The sequence below is a fragment of the Streptomyces sp. NPDC033174 genome (genome assembly GCF_055577795.1).
The window spans coordinates 58186-79390 of sequence record NZ_JBVIPQ010000008.1; the positions used below are offsets into that span (position 1 = coordinate 58186).

Here is a 21205-nt window from a genome sequence, read left to right on the forward strand (position 1 = left end):
CCCGGCCGGACCCCCCGGGGTGCGCGCAGCGGCATGACCCCCTCGGGGGATACTGGGCCCCATGGCTTACGACGATCTCCGCTCGCTGCTCAGAGCGCTGGAGCGCGAGGGCGACCTCAAGCGCATCAAGGCCGAAGTCGACCCCTACCTGGAGGTCGGGGAGATCGTCGACCGGGTGAACAAGGCCGGCGGCCCCGCTCTCCTCTTCGAGAACGTACGCGGCTCCTCCATGCCGCTCGCCATGAACGTCTTCGGTACCGACCGCCGCCTGCTCAAGGCGCTCGGCCTGAAGTCCTACGAGGAGATCAGCGACAAGATCGGCGGGCTGCTCAAGCCCGAGCTGCCGCAGGGCTTCATCGGTGTCCGCGAGGCCTTCGGGAAGCTCGGCTCGATGGTTCACGTGCCGCCGAAGAAGGTGAAGGACGCCCCCGTCCAGGAGGTCGTCCTCACCGGCGACGACGTCGATCTCGACCAGCTGCCCGCGCTGTTCACCTGGCCCAAGGACGGGGGGTCCTTCTTCAACCTGGGCCTCACCCACACCAAGCACCCCGAGACCGGCGTACGGAACCTCGGTCTCTACCGCCTCCAGCGCCACGACAAGCGCACCATCGGCATGCACTGGCAGATCCACAAGGACAGCCGCAACCACTACGCGGTGGCCGCCAAGCGCGGAGAGCGGCTCCCGGTCGCCATCGCCTTCGGCTGTCCGCCCGCCGTGACGTACGCGTCGACAGCGCCGCTGCCCGGTGACATCGACGAGTACCTGTTCGCCGGTTTCGTCCAGGGCAAGCGGATCGAGATGGTCGACTGCAAGACGGTCCCGCTCCAGGTCCCCGCGCAGGCCGAGGTCGTCATCGAGGGCTGGCTGGAGCCGGGGGAGACGCTCCCGGAGGGCCCCTTCGGCGACCACACGGGCTTCTACACCCCGCAGGAACCGTTCCCCGCGCTGACGATCGACTGCGTGACGATGCGCAAGCGCCCGCTGCTCCAGTCGATCGTGGTGGGACGGCCGCCGACGGAGGACGGCCCGCTGGGCCGCGCGACGGAACGCTTCTTCCTGCCGCTGCTCAAGATCATCATCCCGGACATCGTGGACTACCACCTGCCCGAGTCGGGCGGCTTCCACAACTGCGCCATCGTCTCGATCGACAAGAAGTACCCGAAGCACGCGCAGAAGGTCATGCACGCCATCTGGGGCGCGCACATGATGTCGCTGACCAAGCTGATCATCGTGGTGGACGCCGACTGTGATGTGCACGATCTGCACGAGGTGTCCTGGCGGGCCCTCGGGAACACCGACTACGCGCGCGACCTGACCGTCGTCGAGGGCCCGGTGGACCACCTCGACCACGCCTCGTACCAGCAGTTCTGGGGAGGCAAGGCGGGTATCGACGCCACCAGGAAGCTCCCCGAGGAGGGGTACACGCGCGACGGCGGCTGGCCGGACATGGTCGAGTCGGACCCCGAGACGGCGGCGAAGGTCGACCGCCGGTGGAAGGAGTACGGGCTGTGACCACGGCCGCCGTGCCCGGCGCGGAGCCGGGCCGTACCAAAGCCTTCCTGCGGCTGGTGATGATCGAGCACTCGGTCTTCGCGCTGCCCTTCGCCTACATCGCCGCTCTCACCGCGATGTTCCAGCTGGACGGGAACGTCCACTGGATCAAGCTACTGCTCGTCACCGTCGCCATGGTCGGCCTGCGCACCTTCGCGATGGCCTGCAACCGGATCATCGACCGCGAGATCGACGCCCGTAACCCGCGCACCGCCAACCGCGAGCTGGTGACCGGCGCGATGTCGGTGAAGTCCGCGTGGACGGGCGCGGGCGTCGCCGTCGTGATCTTCCTCGGCGCCGCCGCGCTGCTGGGCCCGCTCTGCCTGGCCCTCGCGCCGCTCGCGGTCGTCCCGATGGTGGTCTATCCGTACGGGAAGCGGTTCACCAACTTCCCGCACGCGATCCTGGGCCTCGCCCAGGCCATCGGCCCGATCGGCGCCTGGCTGGCGATCACCGGCAGCTGGTCCTGGGACGCGGTGATCCTCGGTCTCGCCGTCGGCATCTGGATCGGTGGCTTCGACCTGATCTTCGCCTGCCAGGACGTGGAGGCCGACCGCGCCCACGGCGTGATGTCGGTCCCGGCCCGCTTCGGCATCCCGGCGGCGCTGTACGGCGCCCGGGCGTCGGCGGTCGTGACCACCGGCCTGCTGACCTGGTACGCGGTGGCGACGGACGCGGGTGTCTTCTTCTGGACCGGCCTGGTGATCGTGGCGGCGGCGTTCGTCTACGAACACAACGTCGTCACGCCCCACGACCTGTCCCGCCTGAACCGCGCCTTCTTCACGACGAACGGCTTCATCGGCATCTCCCTCTTCATCTGCGCCCTGCTGGACCTCCTGGTGCGCGGCCTCACCGTCTAGCCCCGCCGGATAGGCTCAGCGGCGTGGAGCCGGTAGAAGAACAGCGTCGTCCCTGGGTCGTCGGGGTGTCCGGGGCGTCAGGAACCCCGTACGCCGCCGCCGTGTTGCGGGGGCTGCTCGACGCGGGGGAGAGCGTGGATCTCGTCGTGAGCCGGGCCTCGCGGCTCACCCTGCTCGACGAGACCGGCATCGCCTTTCGCGACGCGCACTGGCGGGACGACCTTCGGGCCTGGCTGGCCCGTGGAGCCGACGGGAAGCCGGACACCTTCCGGCCGGACGTCGAGGGGGTGCGGTACTGGGCGGCGGGGGATCTGGCCGCCGGACCGTCCTCGGGGTCGTACCCCGTGAAGGGGATGCTCATCGTGCCGGCGTCGACGGCGTGCGTGGCCGGTGTGGCGCTCGGGCTGTCCAAGGATCTGCTCCAGCGGGCGGCGAGCGTGACGCTCAAGGAGCGGCGGCCCCTGGTGGTCGCGGTGCGGGAGACACCGCTGAACGGTCAGACGCTCAAGCAGCTGGTGGCACTGGACGAGGCGGGCGCGGTGGTCCTGCCCGCCTCCCCGGCCTTCTACGCGGGGGCGAGGCACATCCAGGACCTGGTGGACTTCGTCGCCGGACGGGTGCTGGACGCGGCCGGGGTGCCGCACGGGCTGTACCGCCGCTGGGAGGGAGAGCTGGGCTCTCTGGGCGATCATTCCTGAGATCGCCGTTGATCACGTAAAAGATTCACAGGGTGTTAGCCCTGCATGCCTTAGTTTCTGCACTTAGACTCGCGGTATCGCTGGATAATGGAAGGCTTCAGGCATATGGACGCCGTGGACAGGCAGCTCATCCAGGCTCTGCGGGAGAACGGCAGGGCCTCGTACGCCGAGCTCGGCCGGCTCGTCGGGCTCTCCGGGCCCTCCGTCACCGACCGCATCAACCGGCTGGAGGCCGCCGGGGTCATCACCGGCTACCGCGCCACCGTCGACGCGGCCTCGCTCGGACTCGGTGTCACCGCGCTGATCGGCATCTCGCTCTCCGACGCCGCCGACCACGAGGACGTGGCACGCCGGCTCAAGGACCTCGCCGAGATCGAGGACTGCTGGTTCATCGCGGGTGACGACTCCTTCATGCTCAAGGTGCGCGCCAGCGACGTCGACGGCCTGGAGAAGACGATCCGCCGGCTCAGCGGAACCAAGGGCGTCTCCCGCACGCGCACGACGATCGTGCTCTCCACCAAGTGGGAGAACAGGGTCGGCGAGCTGCCCGAAGAGGGCTAGCGCGCGGGGCGCATGGGGGCCCCTCGCGCCCGAAAAGTGGGGGAGTACGGTTGGTCAGGGTTGCAGGACATATAGAGGAGGCGACCGGTACATGGACGCTGGGCTCAAGCGCGAGCTGGAGGAGAAGGTCCGCTCCGGCGAGCGGCTGACGCGTGAGGACGGCATCGCCCTCTACGAGTCGGACGACCTGGCCTGGCTCGGTGGCCTCGCCCACGAGGTGCGCACGCGGAAGAACGGCGACGTCGTCCACTTCAACGTCAACCGCCACCTCAACATGACCAATGTGTGCACCGCGTCGTGCGCGTACTGCTCGTTCCAGCGCAAGCCGGGCGAGAAGGACGCGTACACGATGCGCATCGAGGAGGCCGTCCGCCTCGCCAAGGCGATGGAGGGCGAGAACCTCACCGAGCTGCACATCGTCAACGGGCTCCACCCCAACCTGCCCTGGCGCTACTACCCGCGGTCCCTCTCCGAGCTGAAGAAGGCCCTGCCGAACGTCTCGCTCAAGGCCTTCACCGCCACCGAGATCCACCACTTCGAGACGATCTCCGGCATGTCCGCCTCGGACATCCTCGACGAGCTGATCGAAGCCGGTCTGGAGTCGCTCACCGGCGGCGGCGCCGAGATCTTCGACTGGGAGGTCCGGCAGCACATCGTCGACCACCGCACCCACTGGGAAGACTGGTCGCGCATTCACCGGCTGGCGCACGAGAAGGGCCTCAAGACCCCTTCCACGATGCTGTACGGGCACATCGAGGAGCCCCGGCACCGCGTCGACCACGTGCTGCGGCTGCGTGAACTGCAGGACGAGACCGGCGGGTTCCAGGTCTTCATCCCGCTGCGCTACCAGCACGACTTCGTGGACATGAAGGACGGCAAGGTCCGCAACCGGCTCCAGGCGCGCACCACGATGGCGACCGGCGCCGAGGCGCTGAAGACCTTCGCCGTCTCCCGGCTGCTCTTCGACAACGTCCCGCACGTGAAGGTCTTCTGGGTGATGCACGGCGTGCAGACCGCGCAGCTCGCGCTCCAGCACGGCGCCGACGACATGGACGGTTCGGTCGTCGAGTACAAGATCACGCACGACGCGGACAACTACGGCACGCCCAACAAGCTGACCCGTGACGACCTCCTGGACCTGATCCGTGAGGCCGGCTTCCGCCCCGTCGAGCGCAACACCCGCTACGAGATCATCCGCGAGTACCCGGGTCCGGACGCGGGGCTGCGCGAGTCGCCCCAGCCCATGCGGATCTGAGGCGGAGCACCACCATGCCGCTGACCTTCCGCCTCGACCCGTCGGCCGACCGCGCTCTGGCCGACGGTGTCGTCGCCCTGTGGACCGACGTCTCCAACGCCGGCGGCGCCGTGGGATTCGTGCCGTCCGTCACCGCCGAGGACGTCCGGCCCGAGTGGGTCAAGCACCTCTCCGCCATGGCGGACGGCCGCACCCGGCTGCTGGTCGGGTACGACGAGGAGGGCGCCGTGGCCGCCACGGCGTTCTTCACGCACAACACCCACCGCCTGATGAAGCACTGGGTCTGGCTCTACACGGTCATGGTCCACCCGCGTCACCAGGGCAAGGGGTACGGCCGCGATCTGATGGCCGCGGCCGAGGCGGCGGCCCGCGGCTTCGACGGCATCGACGCGATCCGGCTGACCTGCCGGGGCGGCACCGGTGCCGACGCCTTCTACGCCGCCTGCGGCTACAAGGAGGTCGGCCGGGTGCCCGGCGCCATCCGGGTCGCCGAGGGCGACGACCGCGACGACATCACCATGCTGCTGCCGCTGTACTGAGGTGCGGGGCGGAGCCCCCTGAATTGATCCATTTGTCCCGTGCTTCACTGGACGGGCAACCCAGTGAAGAGAAAGGGGCCGTCGTGTCCGAGAACGGGACGAGCGCCGCAACGCTCCGGTACACCCTCCTGCGCATCGGCGTGTTCGCCGGCTGCTTCTTCGCGCTGTGGGGTCTGGTCTACCTCGGTGTGGTGCCGCGGGGCCTCGGCGACTCCAACCTGCTGTGGGTCCTGGTCCTCTCCGTCGTGATCTCCGCACCGCTCAGCTTCGTCCTGCTGCGCAAGCAGCGGGACGCCATGTCGGCGCAGATCGCCGCCAAGGTCGACCACGCGAAGACGCGCCTGGAGGCCAGCAGGTCCCAGGAAGACGCGGCGTAAGGTTCCTCACACCGCTCGAACGCCCGCACCCAACCCCGGCCACCGCGCCGGGGTTTCGGCGTTCCAGGGCCCTTGCCCAAAGAAGTGCTTTGAGCATCTCAAAGTTCAAGTGTTAACGTGTCGACATGAAGACAGCAGTGCGCCGCCCCGAAGCCGTGAGCATCCCGCTCGTGGCGCGCCTGCATGTCGATCTGTGCCGCTGTATGTCCGCGGTCTGTTGCCGCGCTGTCTGACCCGGCATCATGCAGCGGCGTCGCCCTTGAGCGCGCGGGCGCCGCATCTCGTCCCCCTTTTTCCGATACGCACCCATGGAGTGTGTTCGTGTCCGCGAACTCCGCGTCCGCCACCACCGGAGCGCCGTCCGGCTCCGGTTTCCGCATATCGAAGATCCCATTCTGGGTTCAGATCGTCGCCGGTCTCGTGCTCGGTGTGCTGCTCGGCTGGGTCACCCGCAGCCAGGATGTCGCCTGGCTCAAGGACACCCTCGAGCAGATCGGCTCGATCTTCGTCCAGCTGCTGAAGCTGGCCGTCGCGCCGCTCGTCTTCTTCGCGATCCTGGTGTCGATCACCAACCTGCGGAAGGTCAACAACGCCGCCCGGCTGGCCACCCGGACCCTGCTCTGGTTCATGATCACGTCGCTGATCGCGGTCGCCATCGGCATCGTCATCGGACTGCTCACCGACCCGGGTGCCGGAACCGGCCTCACGCCCAAGGACGGCAAGCTGCCCAAGCACGAGGGCACCTGGATCGACTTCCTCACCGGCATCATCCCGACGGACGTCATCACGCCCTTCACCGAGCTGAACGTCCTGCAGATCGTCTTCATGGCCGCCGTCGCCGGCATCGCCGCGCTGAAGCTCGGTGAGAAGGCCAAGCCCATCCTCACCCTCAGCGAGTCCGTCCTGGAGCTGCTCCAGAAGGCCCTGTGGTGGGTCATCCGGCTCGCGCCGCTCGGCACCGTCGGCCTCATCGGCTACGCCATCGCCGACTACGGCTGGGACCTCATCGGCAAGTACGCGACCTTCACCGCCGACGTCTACATCGGCTGCGCGCTCGTCCTGTTCGGCGTCTACCCGCTGCTGCTGGCGACGGTCGCCAAGGTCAACCCGATCCAGTTCTTCAAGGGCGCCTGGCCCGCCATCCAGCTGGCCTTCGTCTCCCGCTCCTCCGTCGGCACCATGCCGGTCACCGTCAAGGTCACCGAGCGCCTCGGCGTCCCGAAGGAGTACACGAGCTTCGCGGTGCCCTTCGGCGCCACGACCAAGATGGACGGCTGCGCCGCGATCTACCCGGCACTCGCCGCGATCTTCATCGCCCAGATCTTCGACGTTCAGCTCGGCATCGGCGACTACCTGCTGATCGCCTTCGTCTCCGTCGTCGGCTCGGCGGCCACCGCCGGTCTGACCGGCGCGACCGTCATGCTGACCCTGACCCTCTCCACTCTGGGCCTCCCGCTGGAGGGCGTGGGTCTGCTGATGGCGATCGACCCGATCCTCGACATGATGCGCACGGCCACGAACGTCGCCGGCCAGGCGCTGGTTCCGGTCGTTGTCGCCGCGCGCGAGAAGATCCTCGACCTCGACGCGTACAACGCCGCTTCCTCGTCGCCCGTTGACGAGTACGACGCCCGGGACACCGAGAGCGCCGTGAAGGTTCCGGCCACCGCCTGAACGACGTGAGTGGATGTGCCCCCTGCCCCGCCGGGCAGGGGGCACAGTCGTGCGGGGGGCGCCGTAGGCTGGCGCCGGCCGCAGAGCAGGACTGCGGGGGGTGGAGGGAAGTCCAGGTGAGTGCGACGAAGGCCAAGCGGATGCCGCGCGAGGTCCGCGAGCGGCAGATGGTGGACGCCGCCGTGCAGACGTTCGGACAGCGGGGGTACCGGGCCGCGTCGATGGACGAGATCGCCGAACTGGCCGGAGTCTCAAAGCCGCTGGTCTATCTCTACCTGAACTCCAAGGAGGACCTCTTCACCGCGTGCATCCGCCGGGAGGCCGCCGCGCTCCTCGACGCGGTGCGCGGGGCCGTCGAGCCCGGCCTCCCCGCCGACCGGCAGCTGTGGGCCGGGCTCGCGGCCTTCTTCCGGCACACGGCGGAGAACCCGGACGGATGGGCGGTACTGCACCGTCAGGCACGCACCCACGGCGAGCCGTTCACCACCGAGGTCATGGTGATGCGCGACGAGGTCGTGGCGTTCGTGACCGTACTGATCGGGGCGGCGGCCAAGGAGACCCACCACCGCACCGACCGCGCGCCCGACCTGGCCGACCGCGATGTTGCCGGCCTCGCCCAGGCGCTGGTGGGGGCGGCGGAGTCGCTGGCCGGATGGGCGAACGAGACGCCGGGCATGACCGCCAAGGAGGCGGCCGCGACCCTCATGAACTTCGCCTGGGCGGGACTGGGCAACCTCATGGACGGGAAGCGCTGGTCCCCCCGCTGAGCCGGGACCCTCTTGAACGCTGTTGAACGTCCCCTTTCTGGACCTCAGTTGGCAGTCCCGGGCCGCATGGGCTTAAGTGTCCACGCCAAACGGATCTACGACTACGAGGTGTTGAGGGTGTTCAAGGCAGTACGGGGGATGGCGGCGGGCTCGGCGCTCGTGGCGGCGCTGACGACGCTCACGGCGTGCGGGGCCGGAGATCCGATCGTCCTGGCGCCGGACCAGGTGCGTACGGCTCTGGTCAGCAAGGCCGGCACGCCCAAGGGCTGGGAGGGCAGCGACGTCAAGGTAGAGGTCGGCGAGGAGGCCCTCGACGCCTGCGAGAGCCACACCGAGTCGAACTGCGGAGGACTGTCGTCCGTGGGCGGGACGGACATCGATCCCGAGGGCGGCGAGGGGGAGGTGGAGTTCATCATCTACAGCTTCCACACCCCGGAGGACGCGTCGGCGGCCATGAAGAGCCTGGTGGTCGAGGAGCGCGACGACGCCGGCAGCTCGCTGAAGGAGCTGGAGGTGGACGCGGGCGCCGACGAGACGCAGGCGTTCAAGGGCGCGGACGACACCGAGGTGCTGATGCGCATAGGCGCGGCAGTCGTCCGGGTGACGGGCAGCGACCTCAAGGAGGAGCCGGACTACCAGTCGCTCGCCAAGCTCCAGATCGACCGGATCAAGACGACGGCGGAGGGTCAGAACCCGGACGCGTAGGGGTCCCCCCCGGGGGGTTCGCCCGGCGGTGGGTCCCACGCGGGCGTACCCAGTTCGGCCGCCGTGGGCTGAGGCACACGGGTGATGATGTCGGGGTTGCCGTGAGCGACTCGGCGTGTTGCAGGGTGAAGGGCACAAATCGCGCCTAGCGTCCACATCCGCACGAATCGCTCGACAACGGATCACGTCGACTCAGACGGAAGTGGAGATGTAGTGCACAAGCTTCGCAAGGCGGTTCTCGTGGCTGCCATGGTCGGGACTGTCACCATGTTCGGGGCCTCCGTTGCCTCTGCCACCAACGGCCACAAGACCGGGGGCGGCAACGGCCTCGAGTGCGACCAGCGGGTGGATATCAGCAACGATTCATCCGGCCTCATCAACCTCTCGCACCTCAACATCACGGTCCTCGGCACCGGCCCGGCGCAGGCCGCGGCCGTGTCGCAGGTCTGCGGCAGCGGCTCCGCCGCCAGTTCGGCCAGTGCCGACTCGTCGAATGAAGGCGGCATCCTGACCGGGCTTCTCACCGGCGGTCTGCTCTAAGGGCTGAGGCCGGCTCACTGGGCGGCTCCGGACGCGAGTCCGGAGCCGCCCTTCCGTGTCCAGAACCAACGGTCCCGTTCGGCACGACTGGCTGGGCGGGGCCTTGGTGAAGGTGGCCCAGGTGGAGGGCGTGGGGGTGAGCACGGGGCCGTCGACGTTCTTGGAGTCCCGGACGTGGACGGCGGTGGGGTGGGTGGCGACCTCGACGCAGTTGCCGCCTTCGCCGTCGCTGTAGCTTGGTGCCAGTCGTAGGCGACTTCGAGGCAGTTGCCCCATTCGGAGCTGCTGTGACTGCTTTTGAACCAGGCGAGTTCCGGTGGTCTCCATGGCTCTCCCAGCATCTTCTCGACCCACGCCAGGGACTCCTGTGGCGTGAGTGCCTTTGCCCGGGTGATCCCATAGCGCTCGGTGTAGATGCGTCTTCCGGGTCGGTGATGAGGCGAGGGTTAGCGGCGTTCCAGGATTCCCCTGACGAAGGCCGCCTGGCCCGCGTGCTGGTTGTCCTCCGCGATCACGCTGACCAGGCGGACGCCCAGGGTGACCGGCGGGTCCCACGCGTCGTCCACGACCCGGCCCAGGGCCTTGTCCGTGAGCCCGCCGACGTACGCGAGGGTCTGCTCGTGGACGGCGTCGTAGTAGCCGAGCAGGAGTTCCTCGGTGGCCCGGACCTCGCCGACCTGCTTGCTGCTGTGGCCGTATCCGGTCGCCTTCTTCGCGAACGGCAGGTCGAAGCGGGCCGCCCAGTCCTGGGCCAGCCAGACCTGGTCGAGGTCCGCGACGCCGGCCACATGGTCGTCCTGAATGCGGGTCAGGTGCCAGACGAGCCAGGCGATGGAGTTCGCCTCGTCGTCGATCCGGGCGGCCAGATCCTCCGGGGGCAGCCCCTCGACCGCGCCGTGGACGGCCTCCTGGATGCGTCCGAACGCGTCTGTCAGCAGGTCTGCGGTCTTCATGCGCCATTCCTCCGGTGTGGTGGGACGTGTACCACCGGGCATGTTACGAAGAGTGAGGGGGCGGCTACAGATCCCGCGCCGCGCGCCACGCGTCGACCGCCGCGTCCACGTCGAACGGCTGGAGATTCAGCGGTGGGCCCGGCGGCGGGCGGTGGATCGCGGCGGTGATCTTCTCGTTGACCCCGTCGAGGATGCGTCGTACGGCCGCCTCGGTCGCGGCCTTCGCGACCGCCTCCCGGGCGTCCTCGGCCTCCTTGCGCAACGCGAGCGCGGGCGGCAGGACCGAGACGCCCTCACTGTGCAACTTCCCCTTGATCCACCAGAGTTCGTCGTACGGGGCGGTGTCGTCGGAGAGCGGCTTTCCGAAGCCCGCCAGGCGCTGGAACTCGCCGCGCGCCTCGGCCTCGCGGATCTGCTTGTCCACGAATGACTCGAAGCTGACGCCGGGGGGTTTGCGTTCGGTCATGTGTTCAAGCCTACGGCGCCCGTGTCGCACCGCGCAGGTGTACGCCCCAAGCTGGAAGGGGGCCGACGGGGGACGAGGAGGAAGCATGACGGCGACGACACGGAACGACACGCCCGTCGAGATCGAGGGTGGCGGTGTGGAGCTGCGCATGAAGGAGCTCGGTGGAGACCTCACCGTCGCCTTCGTGCGGTTCCCCAAGGGCACGGACATGGGACCGGCCGTGAAGGGGTTGCCGGACGACCGTTGCCAGTGCCCGCACTGGGGCTATCTGTTCAAGGGGCGGCTGAAGATGAGGACCGCCACGGGCGACGAGGTGTACGAGGCGGGGCAGGCCTTCTACTGGCCGCCCGGACACGTTCCCGAGGCCCTGGAGGACTGCGAGTACGTCGACTTCTCCCCGACGGGCGACATGCGGACCGTGATCGATCACGTCAAGGCCGCCATGGGCTGAAATCCGGAGCGGCCCGCACGGCCGGGTACCGGCAGCGCGGGCACGTGGCGGCCGGGGCTAGCAGGTACCGTCCGCCGGGCGGCCCGCGAAGCGGTCGGCCAGCCAGTTCTGCGCCGCCGTGGCCTCCGTGATGACCCCGGAGATGTGTTCGCCGAGCAGGATGGCCCGCCACTTCACGTTCGCGCCGCGGGCGCACCAGTCCTTGCGGAGCTGGTCGCCCAGCGCGTACGGGATCAGCTCGTCACCGAGTGCGTGGTAGAGGTACACCGGGTGGTCCGGCGCGTGTGTCCCGAGGTCCGACTCGTGCAGCCGCTTCTGCCACTCGGGGGTGGTGAGCGGGTTCCTGACCGTCAGGTCGGAGATCTTCTTGAACGAGCCGACGGCCGTGTCGATGGCGACACAGTTGTTCCGGAAGAAGCCCACGAGGGCCTTGCCGGCGGCGTTCAGATAGGAGTCGAGCTTGAGCTCGGGGAAGGCCGCGTCCTGTCCGGCGGCGGCCATGAAGAGCAGGCCGGAGCCGTACGAGCCGTCGTGTACCGGGGCCAGCCTGTCGAGCTGGGCGGGGACGCCGCCGGTGGCCGTGCCCTTCACGTTGAGCTCGGGGGCGTACGAGTCGTGCAGCTCGGCGGCCCAGCTGGAGGCCTGGCCGCCCTGGGAGTAGCCCATGATCCCGACGGGGGAGGACGCGGTCAGTCCGGCCTGGGGGAGGCGGAGCGCGGCGCGGGCGGCGTCGAGGACGGAGTGTCCGGCCGCGCGACCGGCGGTGTAGGTGTGCTCGCCGGGGGTGCCGAGGCCTTCGTAGTCGGTGACGACGACGGCCCAGCCGCGCCAGGTGAGCTGCTGGATGAGATTGGCCTCCATGGTGGTCCCGGTCGGAAAGCCGTTGCTGGGGGCGCAGGAGTCGCCGAGGCCGACCGTGCCGACGGCGTAGGTGATGAGCGGGCGGGGTCCCGTGCGGCCGTCCTGGGGAACGATCACCGTGCCGGAGACGACGTTGGGGGCGCCGGACGCGGTGGTCGAGCGGTAGTGGATCTTCCATGCCTTCGTGAGGGTGGGCTGGCCGGGGAGCGGGTGGAAGGAGGAGTCCTGGACGCCGACGAGGTCGCCGGGGCGGGTGGTGTCGGTGGTGGTGGCCTCCTGCGCTGCGGCGGGGGTGGCTGCCGAGAGGGTGAGCGCGGCCAGGCAGGCCAGCACTCCGGTGCGTACACGCATTGCGGCTCCCAATGCTGTGGTGGGGGTGGGCAGTTGGGGAGACCGTAGTGACTGACCAGTAGGTACGGAGCTGACCGGGAAGCTCAGCTTCACTGACCGCGCTTCACCGACCGCGCCTCACCGGCGGCGCGGGCCCCCGCTTCACCGGCAGGGTGACACCGACCGTGCTCACCGGTCCCGGTACGCGCCGGGGGTCGTCCCCGTCCAGCGCCGGAACGCCCGGTGGAACGACGTGTCCTCCGAGAACCCGAGCCGCGCGGCGATCGCCGCGATCGGCTCGTGCCCCTCGGCGAGCCCCGCGATGGCGGCGTCGCGCCGGACCGCGTCCTTCAGCCGCTGATAGGAGGTCCCCTCCTCCTGGAGCCGGCGGCGCAGGGTCGCCGGGCTGACCGCCAGTCGTACCGCCAGCTCGCCGAGCGAGGGAAGCCGGGGCGAGGACTGGAGCGCCCGGGCGAGGGCGCGGTGGACCTGTTCGCCGACGGTCGTGCCGTACGCGCGCCGGCTCAACAGCTCGAAGGGCGAGCGGCGCAGCATCAGGGTCAGATCGTCCTCGTCGCGCACGAGGGGCGCGGCCAGCCAGTGCGCGTCGAAGGCGACCCCGGTGACCGGGGCGCCGAAGTGCACGGGACAGCCGAACAGCTCCTCGTACGCGTCCTTGTGGGGCGGCGGGGGGTAACCGAACCCGGCGCGCAGCAGCGGGATGCGGCGGCCGATGAGCCAGCTGCACAGGCGGTGCCAGATGATGACCAGGCACTCGGTCAGGAAGCGGTCCTCGTCGCCCTCGAGGTTGTTCCGGACGGTGAACACCGCCTCGGTGGCGCCCGGTTCGAGCCGCAGGTCGGGCCCGCCGGGGAAGAGTCCGTAGAAGGTGGTGCCCCGCTCGATGGCGCCGCCCAGGTCGCGGCAGCCCAGCGAGGCGTAGCACATCATGGCGAACGTCCCCGGGCGGCTGCGGGCGGAGCCGAGGCCCAGGAACTCGTCGTCCGTCGCCCGGTACAGCGCCCGGAAGAGCAGCGCGAACTGGTCCGGTGTGACGCGCGCCCGGTCGTCCCCGAGCAGCAGCGGCGGGATCCCGGCGGCCTGCAGGAGAGGCGCGGTGTCGAGGCCGTGCCGGCGGGCGCCGCGCAGCAGGGCCCGCACATGGTGCACGGTGATCGTCCGCTTGGCCATGGTCAACGACGGTAGCGGGGTTGAGCGGCGGGGTCAGCGGGGGTGACGTTTTCCGTCATCCCGCCGGGACCGGATGCGTCCCTACCGTCGGGTGCATGACGGGACAAGGACTGCACGGGCGACCTCAGACGCTTGCGGTGTTCACCGAGTGGGCGGGGGAGCGGTACGGGGACCTGCCCGCGCTCCGGTCCGCGGGGGCGAGCGTCTCGTACGCCCAGCTGCGGGCTGCCGTACGCGAGATCGGAAGGGGCCTGATGGGTCTCGGGGTCGGCCCCGGGGACCGGGTGGCGATCCTCGCGGAGACCAGGCTGGAGTGGACGTACGCCCACTTCGCGGCGCTGGCGGCGGGGGCGGTGGTCGTACCCGTCTATCCCACGGCGGGCGACGAGGAGGTGGCCTGGGTGCTCGCCGACTCCGGCACCTCGGTGCTGATCGCGGAGAACGGAGCCCAGGCGGAACGGGTGGAGCGGCTGCGCGGAGGGCTCCCGGCGCTGCGGCACGTGGTGCTCATGGAAGGGGACCTGCGTGCGCTGCCGCAGGAGGTGCCCCTGGAGGCGCTCCTCGCCCGGGCCGGGGCCGTCCGGCCCGCCGACGACTCCGCCCTCGTCTACACCTCCGGCACCACCGGCCCGCCCAAGGGCTGCCGGCTGACCCACGGGAACATCGGGGCCGTGCAGGACGCCACCCTCCCCCTCATCGAGGGCGGACCTGGCGACCGGACCTATCTCTACCTCCCGCTCGCGCACCTGCTCGCCCAGCTCGTCGAGTACACGACCCTTCTCCAGGGCGGCGAGCTCAGCTACTTCGGCGGGCGCGTCGAGGACGTCGTCGGAGAGCTCGCCGAGGCGAGCCCCACCCACCTGCCGTCCGTGCCCCGGCTGTTCGAGAAGGTGCACAGCGCCGTGCTGTCGCTGGCGGAGGCCCGGGAGGGCGGCCGGGAGAGCGTGGAGGAGGCCGTACGGATCGGTGTCCTCGCCGCCGAGGGCAGGCTGCCGGACGAGCTGCGGGGCGCGTACGGGAAGGCCGACCAGCAGCTCTACGGCCTGGTCAGGGCGGCGTTCGGCGGGCGCCTGCGGTGGGCCCTCACCGGCGCCGCGCCCATCGCACCCGCGACCCTGGACTTCCTGCGGGCCTGCGGCATCGGGGTCTTCGAGGGGTACGGCATGACCGAGTCCGGCGGGGTGATCTCGCTCAACCACCCGGGCGCCGTGCGCTACGGCACCGTGGGCCGGCCGGTCACCGGATGCGAGGTGCGCATCGCCGAGGACGGCGAGGTGCTGGCGCGCGGGCCGATGGTCCTTCCCGGCTACCACAACGACCCGGCCGCCACCGCTGAGGCGATCGACCCCGACGGGTGGCTGCACACCGGGGACCTCGGCGCGCTGGACCCGGACGGCTACCTCACGATCACCGGCCGCAAGAAGGACCTGATCATCACGTCCTCCGGCAAGAACCTCACGCCCTCGCACGTGGAGCTCGCCATCGAGCGGTCCCCGGTCGTCTCCCACGCGGTGATGGTCGGCGACCGCCGGCCCTACCCCGTGGCCCTCATCACGCTGGACGCGGACGAGGTCCGGGACAAGGACCCGGCGACGGTCCGCGACCTGGTGCGGGAGGCGGTGGACGCGGCGAACGCCCAGGTCTCCCGGCCGGCCAGGATCCGCGCGTACACGGTCCTGGACGAGGACTTCACCGTCGGGAACGGGGTGCTCACCCCGACCCTGAAGGTCCGCCGCCGGGCGGTCCTGGACCGGTACGCGGCCGAGATCGAGAAGCTCTACACGACCTAGGCGCCTTTCCCGGTCCGGAAAAAAGGCAGGAGCCCCATTCCGTACACGTACGGAGGGGGCTCCTTGGGTACTGCTCTCAGCCGTGCGCGATCGCCGACCCGGGCAACTTAGGCCGGGGTGACGTTCTCCGCCTGCGGACCCTTCGGGCCCTGCGTGACGTCGAAGTTCACGACCTGGTTCTCCTCGAGGGAGCGGAACCCGGACGCGTTGATCGCGGAGTAGTGGACGAAGACATCCGGGCCGCCGCCGTCCTGGGCGATGAAGCCGAAGCCCTTTTCAGCGTTGAACCACTTGACGGTTCCGGTAGCCATAAGCCCTCCTTGGGCCAAAGGGTTGCCCTGCTCCAGAACCTGCAAACAAGTCTGAAAACTACAAAAGCCTGCGGGTTACATGCTCCGCAGGCTCTGTACTGCAAGGGAAACCAAACTGCAACTTGCGATGAGCGTAGCACGCAGGATGTGGGACGCACTAGAGGGAAAGATCACGTCACTCACACGTTTGACGTGCCTCTGATGTGCTGACGGACGGACTCCTCGGCGGCCCCGGGGAGGTCCACCCATCGAGACGGGACTAGCCTCGCGATGTGGACACTTCTTTCACGCCCGGCGATCGTCCGAGCCGGCCCCGCGTCGGCCACATCCAGTTCCTGAACTGCCTGCCCCTCTACTGGGGCCTCGCACGCACCGGGACGCTCCTCGACGTGGAGCTGACCAAGGACTCCCCGGAGAAGCTCAGCGAGCGGCTGATCCGCGGCGATCTCGACATCGGACCGGTCACCCTGGTCGAGTACCTGCGCAACGCCGACGATCTCGTCGCCTTCCCCGACATCGCCGTCGGCTGCGACGGCCCGGTCATGTCCTGCGTGATCGTCTCCCAGCGGCCGCTGGAGGACCTGGACGGGGCCCGTGTCGCCCTCGGATCCACCTCGCGCACGTCCGTACGGCTCGCGCAGCTGCTGCTCGCCGAGCGGTACGGCGTCGTGCCCGACTACTACACCTGCCCGCCGGACCTCGGCGTGATGATGCAGGAGGCCGAGGCGGCCGTACTGATCGGGGACGCGGCCCTGCGCGCCTCGCTGCACGACGCGCCGCGGCTCGGTCTGCAGGTCCATGACCTGGGGCTGATGTGGAAGGACTGGACGGGGCTGCCGTTCGTCTTCGCCGTCTGGGCGGCCCGCAAGGACTACCTGGCCCGGGAGCCCGACGTCGTACGGAAGGCCCACGCGGCCTTCCTCGCCTCGCGGGACCTCTCCCTGGAGGAGGTCTCCAAGGTCTCCAAGCAGGCCGCCCGCTGGGAGGCCTTCGACGCCGAGCTCCTGGAGCGCTACTTCACAACGCTGGACTTCCGCTTCGGCCCCGAGCAGCTCGCGGGCGTACGGGAGTTCGCCCGCCGGACGGGGCCGACGACCGGCTATCCGGCGGACGTACGGGTCGAGCTCCTCGCCGCCGAGCAGGCGCCGCGCGACGGGCGGGGGTGAGGAGGCGGGCAGGCCTCAGGGCGCCGGGATCGGGGCCTGCATGTGCTCGCTGATCCACTGGATCGAGCCGTCGCCCATGCCGCGCACATACGTCTTGGCGTTGTGCCGCCCGTCCTGGATGACCTGGAGACGGGTCTTCACCGGGCCCTTGCCGTAGTTGTTGATGAACGCCTTCAGGCTGCCGAGACCGGACTCCTTGCTGCCGATCTGGAAAGCCAGATAGACCTCCTTGTCCTTCTCCCCGCCCTTGCCCGCGGGGCCTGCGGCAAGGGCCTTGGCGAGCTTCTCCGGGTTGTTCGCCTGCTTCTCCTGCTCATGACCCGCCCAGAGCGGGGAATCCGGCACGGTGTCGGGGCCCGAGGCGATCACGGCCTTGAACTTGTCCGGGTGCTTCAGTACGGACTTCAGACCGACGAAGCCGCCCGAGGAAGAGCCCATGAACGCCCAGCCGTCCCGCGACTCGAACGTCCGGAAATTGGCCTTCACGAAATCGGGGACGTCCTCGGTCATCCAGGTGCCCATTTTCGGCTGTCCCGGAATATCACTGCCGTCGTAGTAGTGCTTGGCGTCAGGGTTGAGCACGGGCATCACGACGATGAACGGAAGGCTCTTTCCCTCCCGCGACCACTGGCTGATGCTGCTCTGCAGCTTCAAGTCGGTACCCATCCAATAGTTGTTGGGATACCCGTTGCCGCCCGGAAGCGCGATCAGCACCGGAAAGCCACTGCTCGCGTACTTCGGATCGAAGTACTGCGGGGGTGCCCACACCCAGACCTTGCCCGTGAAGCCGGACTTCTTCCCCTCCAGGGTCGTCACGCCGATCTTCGTGCCGTCGTCGATGGTGTTCTGCGTCCGGAACTCGGCCTTGGGGCCCGTCGGCATCAGCGTCTTCACCGCCGGCCGGTCCTGGCCCGCGGGCGCCTTGCCCGGCGTCCGCGCCGGGCCGGAAGCGGGCGCGGACGGGCTGGGGCCGTCGAAGGAGACCGGGTCGCCCTCCCCGGAGCAGCCCGCGACCAGCGTGAGAGAGCCGAGAGCGACGGCGGCTACGAGGGCCTTTGGCAGGCGGTTCATGGCGTAACTCCGAGTGGGGATCCGGCACAAGAGGTGCGATTACGGAACGGAAGAGTGACGCGCGGCCCGATCGGTTGACCCGGTGTCGGGGGCAATCGCAGTGATCCGGCCCACGCGGGCTCTACGCTGCGACAAGGACGGACGCGCACCCGGGGGTCCGAGGGGGAGAACCAATGCAGCCGCTCGAAGCCGGCGAACCGCGGACCATCGGCGCCTACCGCCTCCTGGGCAGGCTCGGGGCGGGCGGCATGGGGCGGGTGTATCTCGCCCGCAGCGAGGGCGGCCGGACCGTCGCCGTCAAGGTCGTCCATCCGCACTTCGCGCTCGACGAGCAGTTCCGCGCCCGGTTCCGCCGCGAGGTCGAGGCGGCCAGGCGGGTGGGCGGCGCCTGGACGGCGCCGGTCCTGGACGCCGACCCGGACGCGCCCGTGCCCTGGGTCGCCACCGCCTATGTCGCCGGACCCCCGCTGAGCCAGGCCGTCGCCGGGCACGGAGCCCTGCCGGAGCGCTCGGTACGGGCCCTCGGCGCGGGGCTCGCCGAGGCGCTCACGGCCGTCCACGCCCTGGGACTCGTCCACCGCGATGTGAAACCGTCCAACGTCCTGCTGACCCTCGACGGCCCCCGGCTGATCGACTTCGGCATCGCGCGGGCCACCGAAGGGACCGCCTCCCTCACCACCACCGGCGTCTCCGTCGGCTCGCCCGGCTACATGTCGCCCGAGCAGATCCTCGGCGGCGCCGCGAGCGGCGCGGCCGACGTCTTCTCGCTCGGGGCCGTGCTCGCGTACGCGGCGACCGGGGCCGCGCCCTTCCCCGGCGACTCGTCGGCCGCCCTCCTCTACAAGGTCGTCCATGAGGAGCCCGAACTCGGGGCGCTCGGCGGCGAGCTGCGCGAGCTGGTCGGGGCCTGCCTCGCCAAGGACCCCGGCGCGCGCCCGGCTCCGGAGGAGATCGTCCGGCGCCTCGCGCCCCAGGGCGCGGCGGCGCTGGTCGCCGGCGGCTGGTTGCCCGGCGCGCTGGTGGAGGAGGTCAGCCGGGCGGCGGTGGCGCTTCTCGACCTGGAGCCGGTGGCGGGGGACCCGGTGGCGTCGGGGCCGGTTCCGTTCAGCAGTCCGGCGGTCGGGGTGTTCGGGCCGCCGGTCGAGCCGGCCGGCCCGATGTCCGGCCCGATGTCCGTTCCGGTGCCGGGTCCGCTCCCGGGGCCGTACGCCGCCGACGCGGTGCCCACGCCCCGTACCGCGCCGGACGGCCGGCTGTCGGTCGCCGTCACCGCCGGTCGCCGCAAGCTGAGCTGCACGGTCGCGCTCGCCGTCGCCGGGGCGCTGGCGGCGGTGACGGTCGGCGGCGCCTTCCTCTTCGACCTGCTGCCGGGCGGCAAGGACGTGAACAGGGCAGACGGCGAGCGCCCGGTGTCCTCACCGAAGGCATCCGCCGCGGCCACACCGTCCGGCGCCGTCCCGCAAGCGTTCATCGGCACCTGGAAGGGGCCCTTCAAGGTCAGCCTCCTGGGCAGCGAGATCGCCGCCGGGACCTTCACCGTGGAGATCAGGGCGGGCAGGTCCGGCGAGAAGATCGGCACGGTCAACCAGTTCGACGCGCTCGGCAACCTCACCTGCGAGGACAACCTCGTCCTGCGCGGCGCGACGGCGAAGGAGCTGACCGCCCAGGGCAGCGCGAGCGAGAAGGCCGGCAACTCCTGCACCGGCGACACCCACACCGTGACGCTGCGGCGGGCCGGCGGGAAGCTGGAGTACACCTCCGACGAGGCCCGTGCGGGCAACCCGCGCGCCACGCTGGAGCGGGCCCGGTGAGGGGGCCGGAAGCCGACCGGGTCCCCTGGCGTAGGCTGGTTCGGTCCGTCCGCAGACCCGCCGAAAGGGACACCCGGTGACCGAGAAGGCCGACATCCAGTCCGTCCTGGACCGTGCCGCCGAGGGTGGCCGGATCACCCCCGAAGAGGCGCTCGACCTCTACCGCTCCGCGCCCCTGCACGCGCTGGGCGCCGCGGCCGACGCGGCGCGCCGCCGCCGGTACGCCGGCACGGAGCACATCGCGACGTACATCATCGAGCGCAACATCAACTACACCAACGTCTGTGTGACGGCGTGCAGGTTCTGCGCCTTCTACGCGGCGCCCAAGGACACGGACAAGGGCTGGACCCGCGACCTCGACGACATCCTGCGCCGCTGCGCGGAGACCGTCGAGCTCGGCGGCACCCAGATCATGTTCCAGGGCGGCCACCACCCCGACTACGGCGTCGAGTACTACGAGCAGCACTTCGCGGCGATCAAGAAGGAGTTCCCCCAGCTGGTCATCCACTCGCTGGGCGCCTCCGAGGTCGAGCACATGGCCCGGATCTCCAAGGTGTCCGTCGAGGAGGCCATCCAGCGGATCCACGCGGCGGGCCTCGACTCCTTCGCGGGCGCCGGCGCCGAGCTGCTCCCCGAGCGGCCGCGCAAGGCGATCGCCCCGCTCAAGGAGTCCGGCGAGCGCTGGCTGGAGATCATGGAGACCGCGCACAACCTGGGCGTCGAGTCGACCTCCACGATGCTCATGGGCACCGGCGAGACCAACGCCGAGCGCATCGAGCACATCTCCATGATCCGCGACGTACAGGACCGGACCGGAGGCTTCCGGGCCTTCATCCCGTACACGTACCAGCCCGAGAACAACCACCTCAAGGGCCGCACACAGGCCACGATCTTCGAGTACCTGCGGATGATCGCGATCGGGCGTCTCTTCCTCGACAACATCGCGCACATCCAGGGTTCCTGGCTGACCGTCGGCAAGGAGGCCGGTCAGCTGTCGCTGCACTACGGCGCGGACGACCTGGGCTCGATCATGCTGGAGGAGAACGTCGTCTCCTCGGCCGGTGCCAAGCACCGCTCCAACCGCCAGGAGATCATGGACCTGATCCGCAAGGCGGACCGCGTCCCGGCGCAGCGCGCGACGACGTACGAACACCTCGTCGTCCACGACGACCCGGCGAACGACCCGGTCGACGACCGGGTGGTCTCCCACATCTCCTCGACGGCGATCGCGGGTGGCACGGCGCACCCGGAGCTGAAGCTCCTGAACGCCAACTGACGT

General features: G+C 70.0%; 22 protein-coding genes and 1 pseudogene. 16 read left to right on the forward strand and 7 right to left on the reverse strand.

Annotated elements, in window-relative coordinates:
• Nucleotides 1-61 precede the first annotated feature (61 nt).
• From ACZ5VC_RS24540 to ACZ5VC_RS24590, 11 genes are all read left to right on the forward strand, one after another.
• Complete coding sequence (locus ACZ5VC_RS24540) at nucleotides 62-1513, forward strand: menaquinone biosynthesis decarboxylase (RefSeq protein ID WP_469122197.1); 1452 nt, start codon at nucleotides 62-64, stop codon at nucleotides 1511-1513.
• On the forward strand, nucleotides 1510-2412 hold the full coding sequence (mqnP, locus tag ACZ5VC_RS24545) for a menaquinone biosynthesis prenyltransferase MqnP (protein WP_469122198.1): 903 nt from the start codon (nucleotides 1510-1512) through the stop codon (nucleotides 2410-2412). The genes ACZ5VC_RS24540 and mqnP overlap by 4 nt, the downstream gene beginning before the upstream one ends.
• Nucleotides 2413-2435: 23 nt before the next feature.
• Nucleotides 2436-3110 carry a UbiX family flavin prenyltransferase gene (locus tag ACZ5VC_RS24550; RefSeq protein ID WP_469122199.1) on the forward strand — a complete coding sequence of 225 codons (675 nt, stop codon included), beginning with the start codon at nucleotides 2436-2438 and terminating at the stop codon, nucleotides 3108-3110.
• Nucleotides 3111-3215: 105 nt separating this feature from the next.
• Nucleotides 3216-3671: an Lrp/AsnC family transcriptional regulator gene (locus ACZ5VC_RS24555; protein ID WP_015034327.1), complete on the forward strand. Its 456-nt coding sequence runs from the start codon at nucleotides 3216-3218 to the stop codon at nucleotides 3669-3671.
• Nucleotides 3672-3762: 91 nt separating this feature from the next.
• A complete protein-coding gene (mqnE, locus tag ACZ5VC_RS24560; protein WP_468708557.1) occupies nucleotides 3763-4926 on the forward strand; it encodes an aminofutalosine synthase MqnE in 1164 nt (387 codons plus the stop codon).
• Nucleotides 4927-4940: 14 nt separating this feature from the next.
• The gene (locus ACZ5VC_RS24565; RefSeq protein ID WP_469122200.1) at nucleotides 4941-5465 is read left to right on the forward strand and encodes a GNAT family N-acetyltransferase; all 525 of its coding nucleotides are present in this window, start codon (nucleotides 4941-4943) and stop codon (nucleotides 5463-5465) included.
• Nucleotides 5466-5548: 83 nt separating this feature from the next.
• A complete protein-coding gene (locus tag ACZ5VC_RS24570) occupies nucleotides 5549-5842 on the forward strand; it encodes a DUF4229 domain-containing protein (protein ID WP_469122201.1) in 294 nt (97 codons plus the stop codon).
• Nucleotides 5843-6163: 321 nt separating this feature from the next.
• The gene (locus ACZ5VC_RS24575) at nucleotides 6164-7513 is read left to right on the forward strand and encodes a dicarboxylate/amino acid:cation symporter (protein WP_469122202.1); all 1350 of its coding nucleotides are present in this window, start codon (nucleotides 6164-6166) and stop codon (nucleotides 7511-7513) included.
• A 140-nt stretch (nucleotides 7514-7653) separates the two neighbouring features.
• The gene (locus ACZ5VC_RS24580) at nucleotides 7654-8280 is read left to right on the forward strand and encodes a TetR/AcrR family transcriptional regulator (protein WP_469122432.1); all 627 of its coding nucleotides are present in this window, start codon (nucleotides 7654-7656) and stop codon (nucleotides 8278-8280) included.
• Nucleotides 8281-8397: 117 nt separating this feature from the next.
• Nucleotides 8398-8985 carry a hypothetical protein gene (locus tag ACZ5VC_RS24585; RefSeq protein ID WP_469122203.1) on the forward strand — a complete coding sequence of 196 codons (588 nt, stop codon included), beginning with the start codon at nucleotides 8398-8400 and terminating at the stop codon, nucleotides 8983-8985.
• A 213-nt stretch (nucleotides 8986-9198) separates the two neighbouring features.
• Nucleotides 9199-9525 carry a hypothetical protein gene (locus ACZ5VC_RS24590; RefSeq protein WP_469122447.1) on the forward strand — a complete coding sequence of 109 codons (327 nt, stop codon included), beginning with the start codon at nucleotides 9199-9201 and terminating at the stop codon, nucleotides 9523-9525.
• Nucleotides 9526-9633: 108 nt separating this feature from the next.
• On the opposite strand, the pseudogene ACZ5VC_RS24595 reads toward ACZ5VC_RS24590, so the two are convergent.
• The 3 genes and pseudogenes from ACZ5VC_RS24595 to ACZ5VC_RS24605 all read right to left on the reverse strand — a co-directional run.
• Nucleotides 9634-9866 (reverse strand): annotated as a pseudogene (locus ACZ5VC_RS24595) (DUF397 domain-containing protein); the annotation flags it as partial.
• A 105-nt stretch (nucleotides 9867-9971) separates the two neighbouring features.
• Nucleotides 9972-10478, reverse strand: a complete 507-nt coding sequence (locus tag ACZ5VC_RS24600) for a mycothiol transferase (protein WP_469122204.1) — start codon at nucleotides 10476-10478, stop codon at nucleotides 9972-9974.
• 64 nt (nucleotides 10479-10542) lie between these two features.
• The gene (locus tag ACZ5VC_RS24605; RefSeq protein ID WP_469122205.1) at nucleotides 10543-10944 is read right to left on the reverse strand and encodes a DnaJ family domain-containing protein; all 402 of its coding nucleotides are present in this window, start codon (nucleotides 10942-10944) and stop codon (nucleotides 10543-10545) included.
• 85 nt (nucleotides 10945-11029) lie between these two features.
• Between ACZ5VC_RS24605 and ACZ5VC_RS24610 the strand changes: the two genes are divergently transcribed.
• The gene (locus ACZ5VC_RS24610) at nucleotides 11030-11395 is read left to right on the forward strand and encodes a cupin domain-containing protein (protein ID WP_469122206.1); all 366 of its coding nucleotides are present in this window, start codon (nucleotides 11030-11032) and stop codon (nucleotides 11393-11395) included.
• Nucleotides 11396-11452: 57 nt separating this feature from the next.
• Here ACZ5VC_RS24610 and ACZ5VC_RS24615 read toward each other — a convergent pair whose 3' ends face one another.
• Together ACZ5VC_RS24615 and ACZ5VC_RS24620 are read right to left on the reverse strand one after the other, a co-directional pair.
• Entirely contained in the window at nucleotides 11453-12607 is a 1155-nt protein-coding gene (locus tag ACZ5VC_RS24615) for a lipase family protein (RefSeq protein WP_469122207.1), read from the reverse strand.
• A gap of 168 nt (nucleotides 12608-12775) precedes the next feature.
• Nucleotides 12776-13777, reverse strand: a complete 1002-nt coding sequence (locus tag ACZ5VC_RS24620) for an AraC family transcriptional regulator (RefSeq protein ID WP_469122208.1) — start codon at nucleotides 13775-13777, stop codon at nucleotides 12776-12778.
• 95 nt (nucleotides 13778-13872) lie between these two features.
• Between ACZ5VC_RS24620 and ACZ5VC_RS24625 the strand changes: the two genes are divergently transcribed.
• Nucleotides 13873-15567, forward strand: a complete 1695-nt coding sequence (locus tag ACZ5VC_RS24625; RefSeq protein WP_469122209.1) for an AMP-dependent synthetase/ligase — start codon at nucleotides 13873-13875, stop codon at nucleotides 15565-15567.
• Between the two features lie 107 nt (nucleotides 15568-15674).
• Here the strand turns inward: ACZ5VC_RS24625 and ACZ5VC_RS24630 are convergent, their stop codons facing one another.
• The gene (locus tag ACZ5VC_RS24630) at nucleotides 15675-15878 is read right to left on the reverse strand and encodes a cold-shock protein (protein ID WP_003967102.1); all 204 of its coding nucleotides are present in this window, start codon (nucleotides 15876-15878) and stop codon (nucleotides 15675-15677) included.
• Nucleotides 15879-16150: 272 nt separating this feature from the next.
• Here ACZ5VC_RS24630 and ACZ5VC_RS24635 point away from each other — a divergent pair, with 272 nt between their 5' ends.
• Complete coding sequence (locus ACZ5VC_RS24635; protein ID WP_469122210.1) at nucleotides 16151-17044, forward strand: menaquinone biosynthetic enzyme MqnA/MqnD family protein; 894 nt, start codon at nucleotides 16151-16153, stop codon at nucleotides 17042-17044.
• Between the two features lie 15 nt (nucleotides 17045-17059).
• Here the strand turns inward: ACZ5VC_RS24635 and ACZ5VC_RS24640 are convergent, their stop codons facing one another.
• Nucleotides 17060-18115, reverse strand: a complete 1056-nt coding sequence (locus ACZ5VC_RS24640; RefSeq protein ID WP_469122211.1) for an alpha/beta hydrolase — start codon at nucleotides 18113-18115, stop codon at nucleotides 17060-17062.
• Nucleotides 18116-18288: 173 nt separating this feature from the next.
• Between ACZ5VC_RS24640 and ACZ5VC_RS24645 the strand changes: the two genes are divergently transcribed.
• Both ACZ5VC_RS24645 and mqnC read left to right on the forward strand, forming a co-directional pair.
• Nucleotides 18289-19926 carry a serine/threonine-protein kinase gene (locus ACZ5VC_RS24645; protein WP_469122212.1) on the forward strand — a complete coding sequence of 546 codons (1638 nt, stop codon included), beginning with the start codon at nucleotides 18289-18291 and terminating at the stop codon, nucleotides 19924-19926.
• 76 nt (nucleotides 19927-20002) lie between these two features.
• Nucleotides 20003-21202, forward strand: coding sequence for a cyclic dehypoxanthinyl futalosine synthase (gene mqnC / locus ACZ5VC_RS24650; protein ID WP_469122213.1), 1200 nt, complete (start codon nucleotides 20003-20005; stop codon nucleotides 21200-21202).
• The last annotated feature ends 3 nt before the right edge of the window (nucleotides 21203-21205 follow it).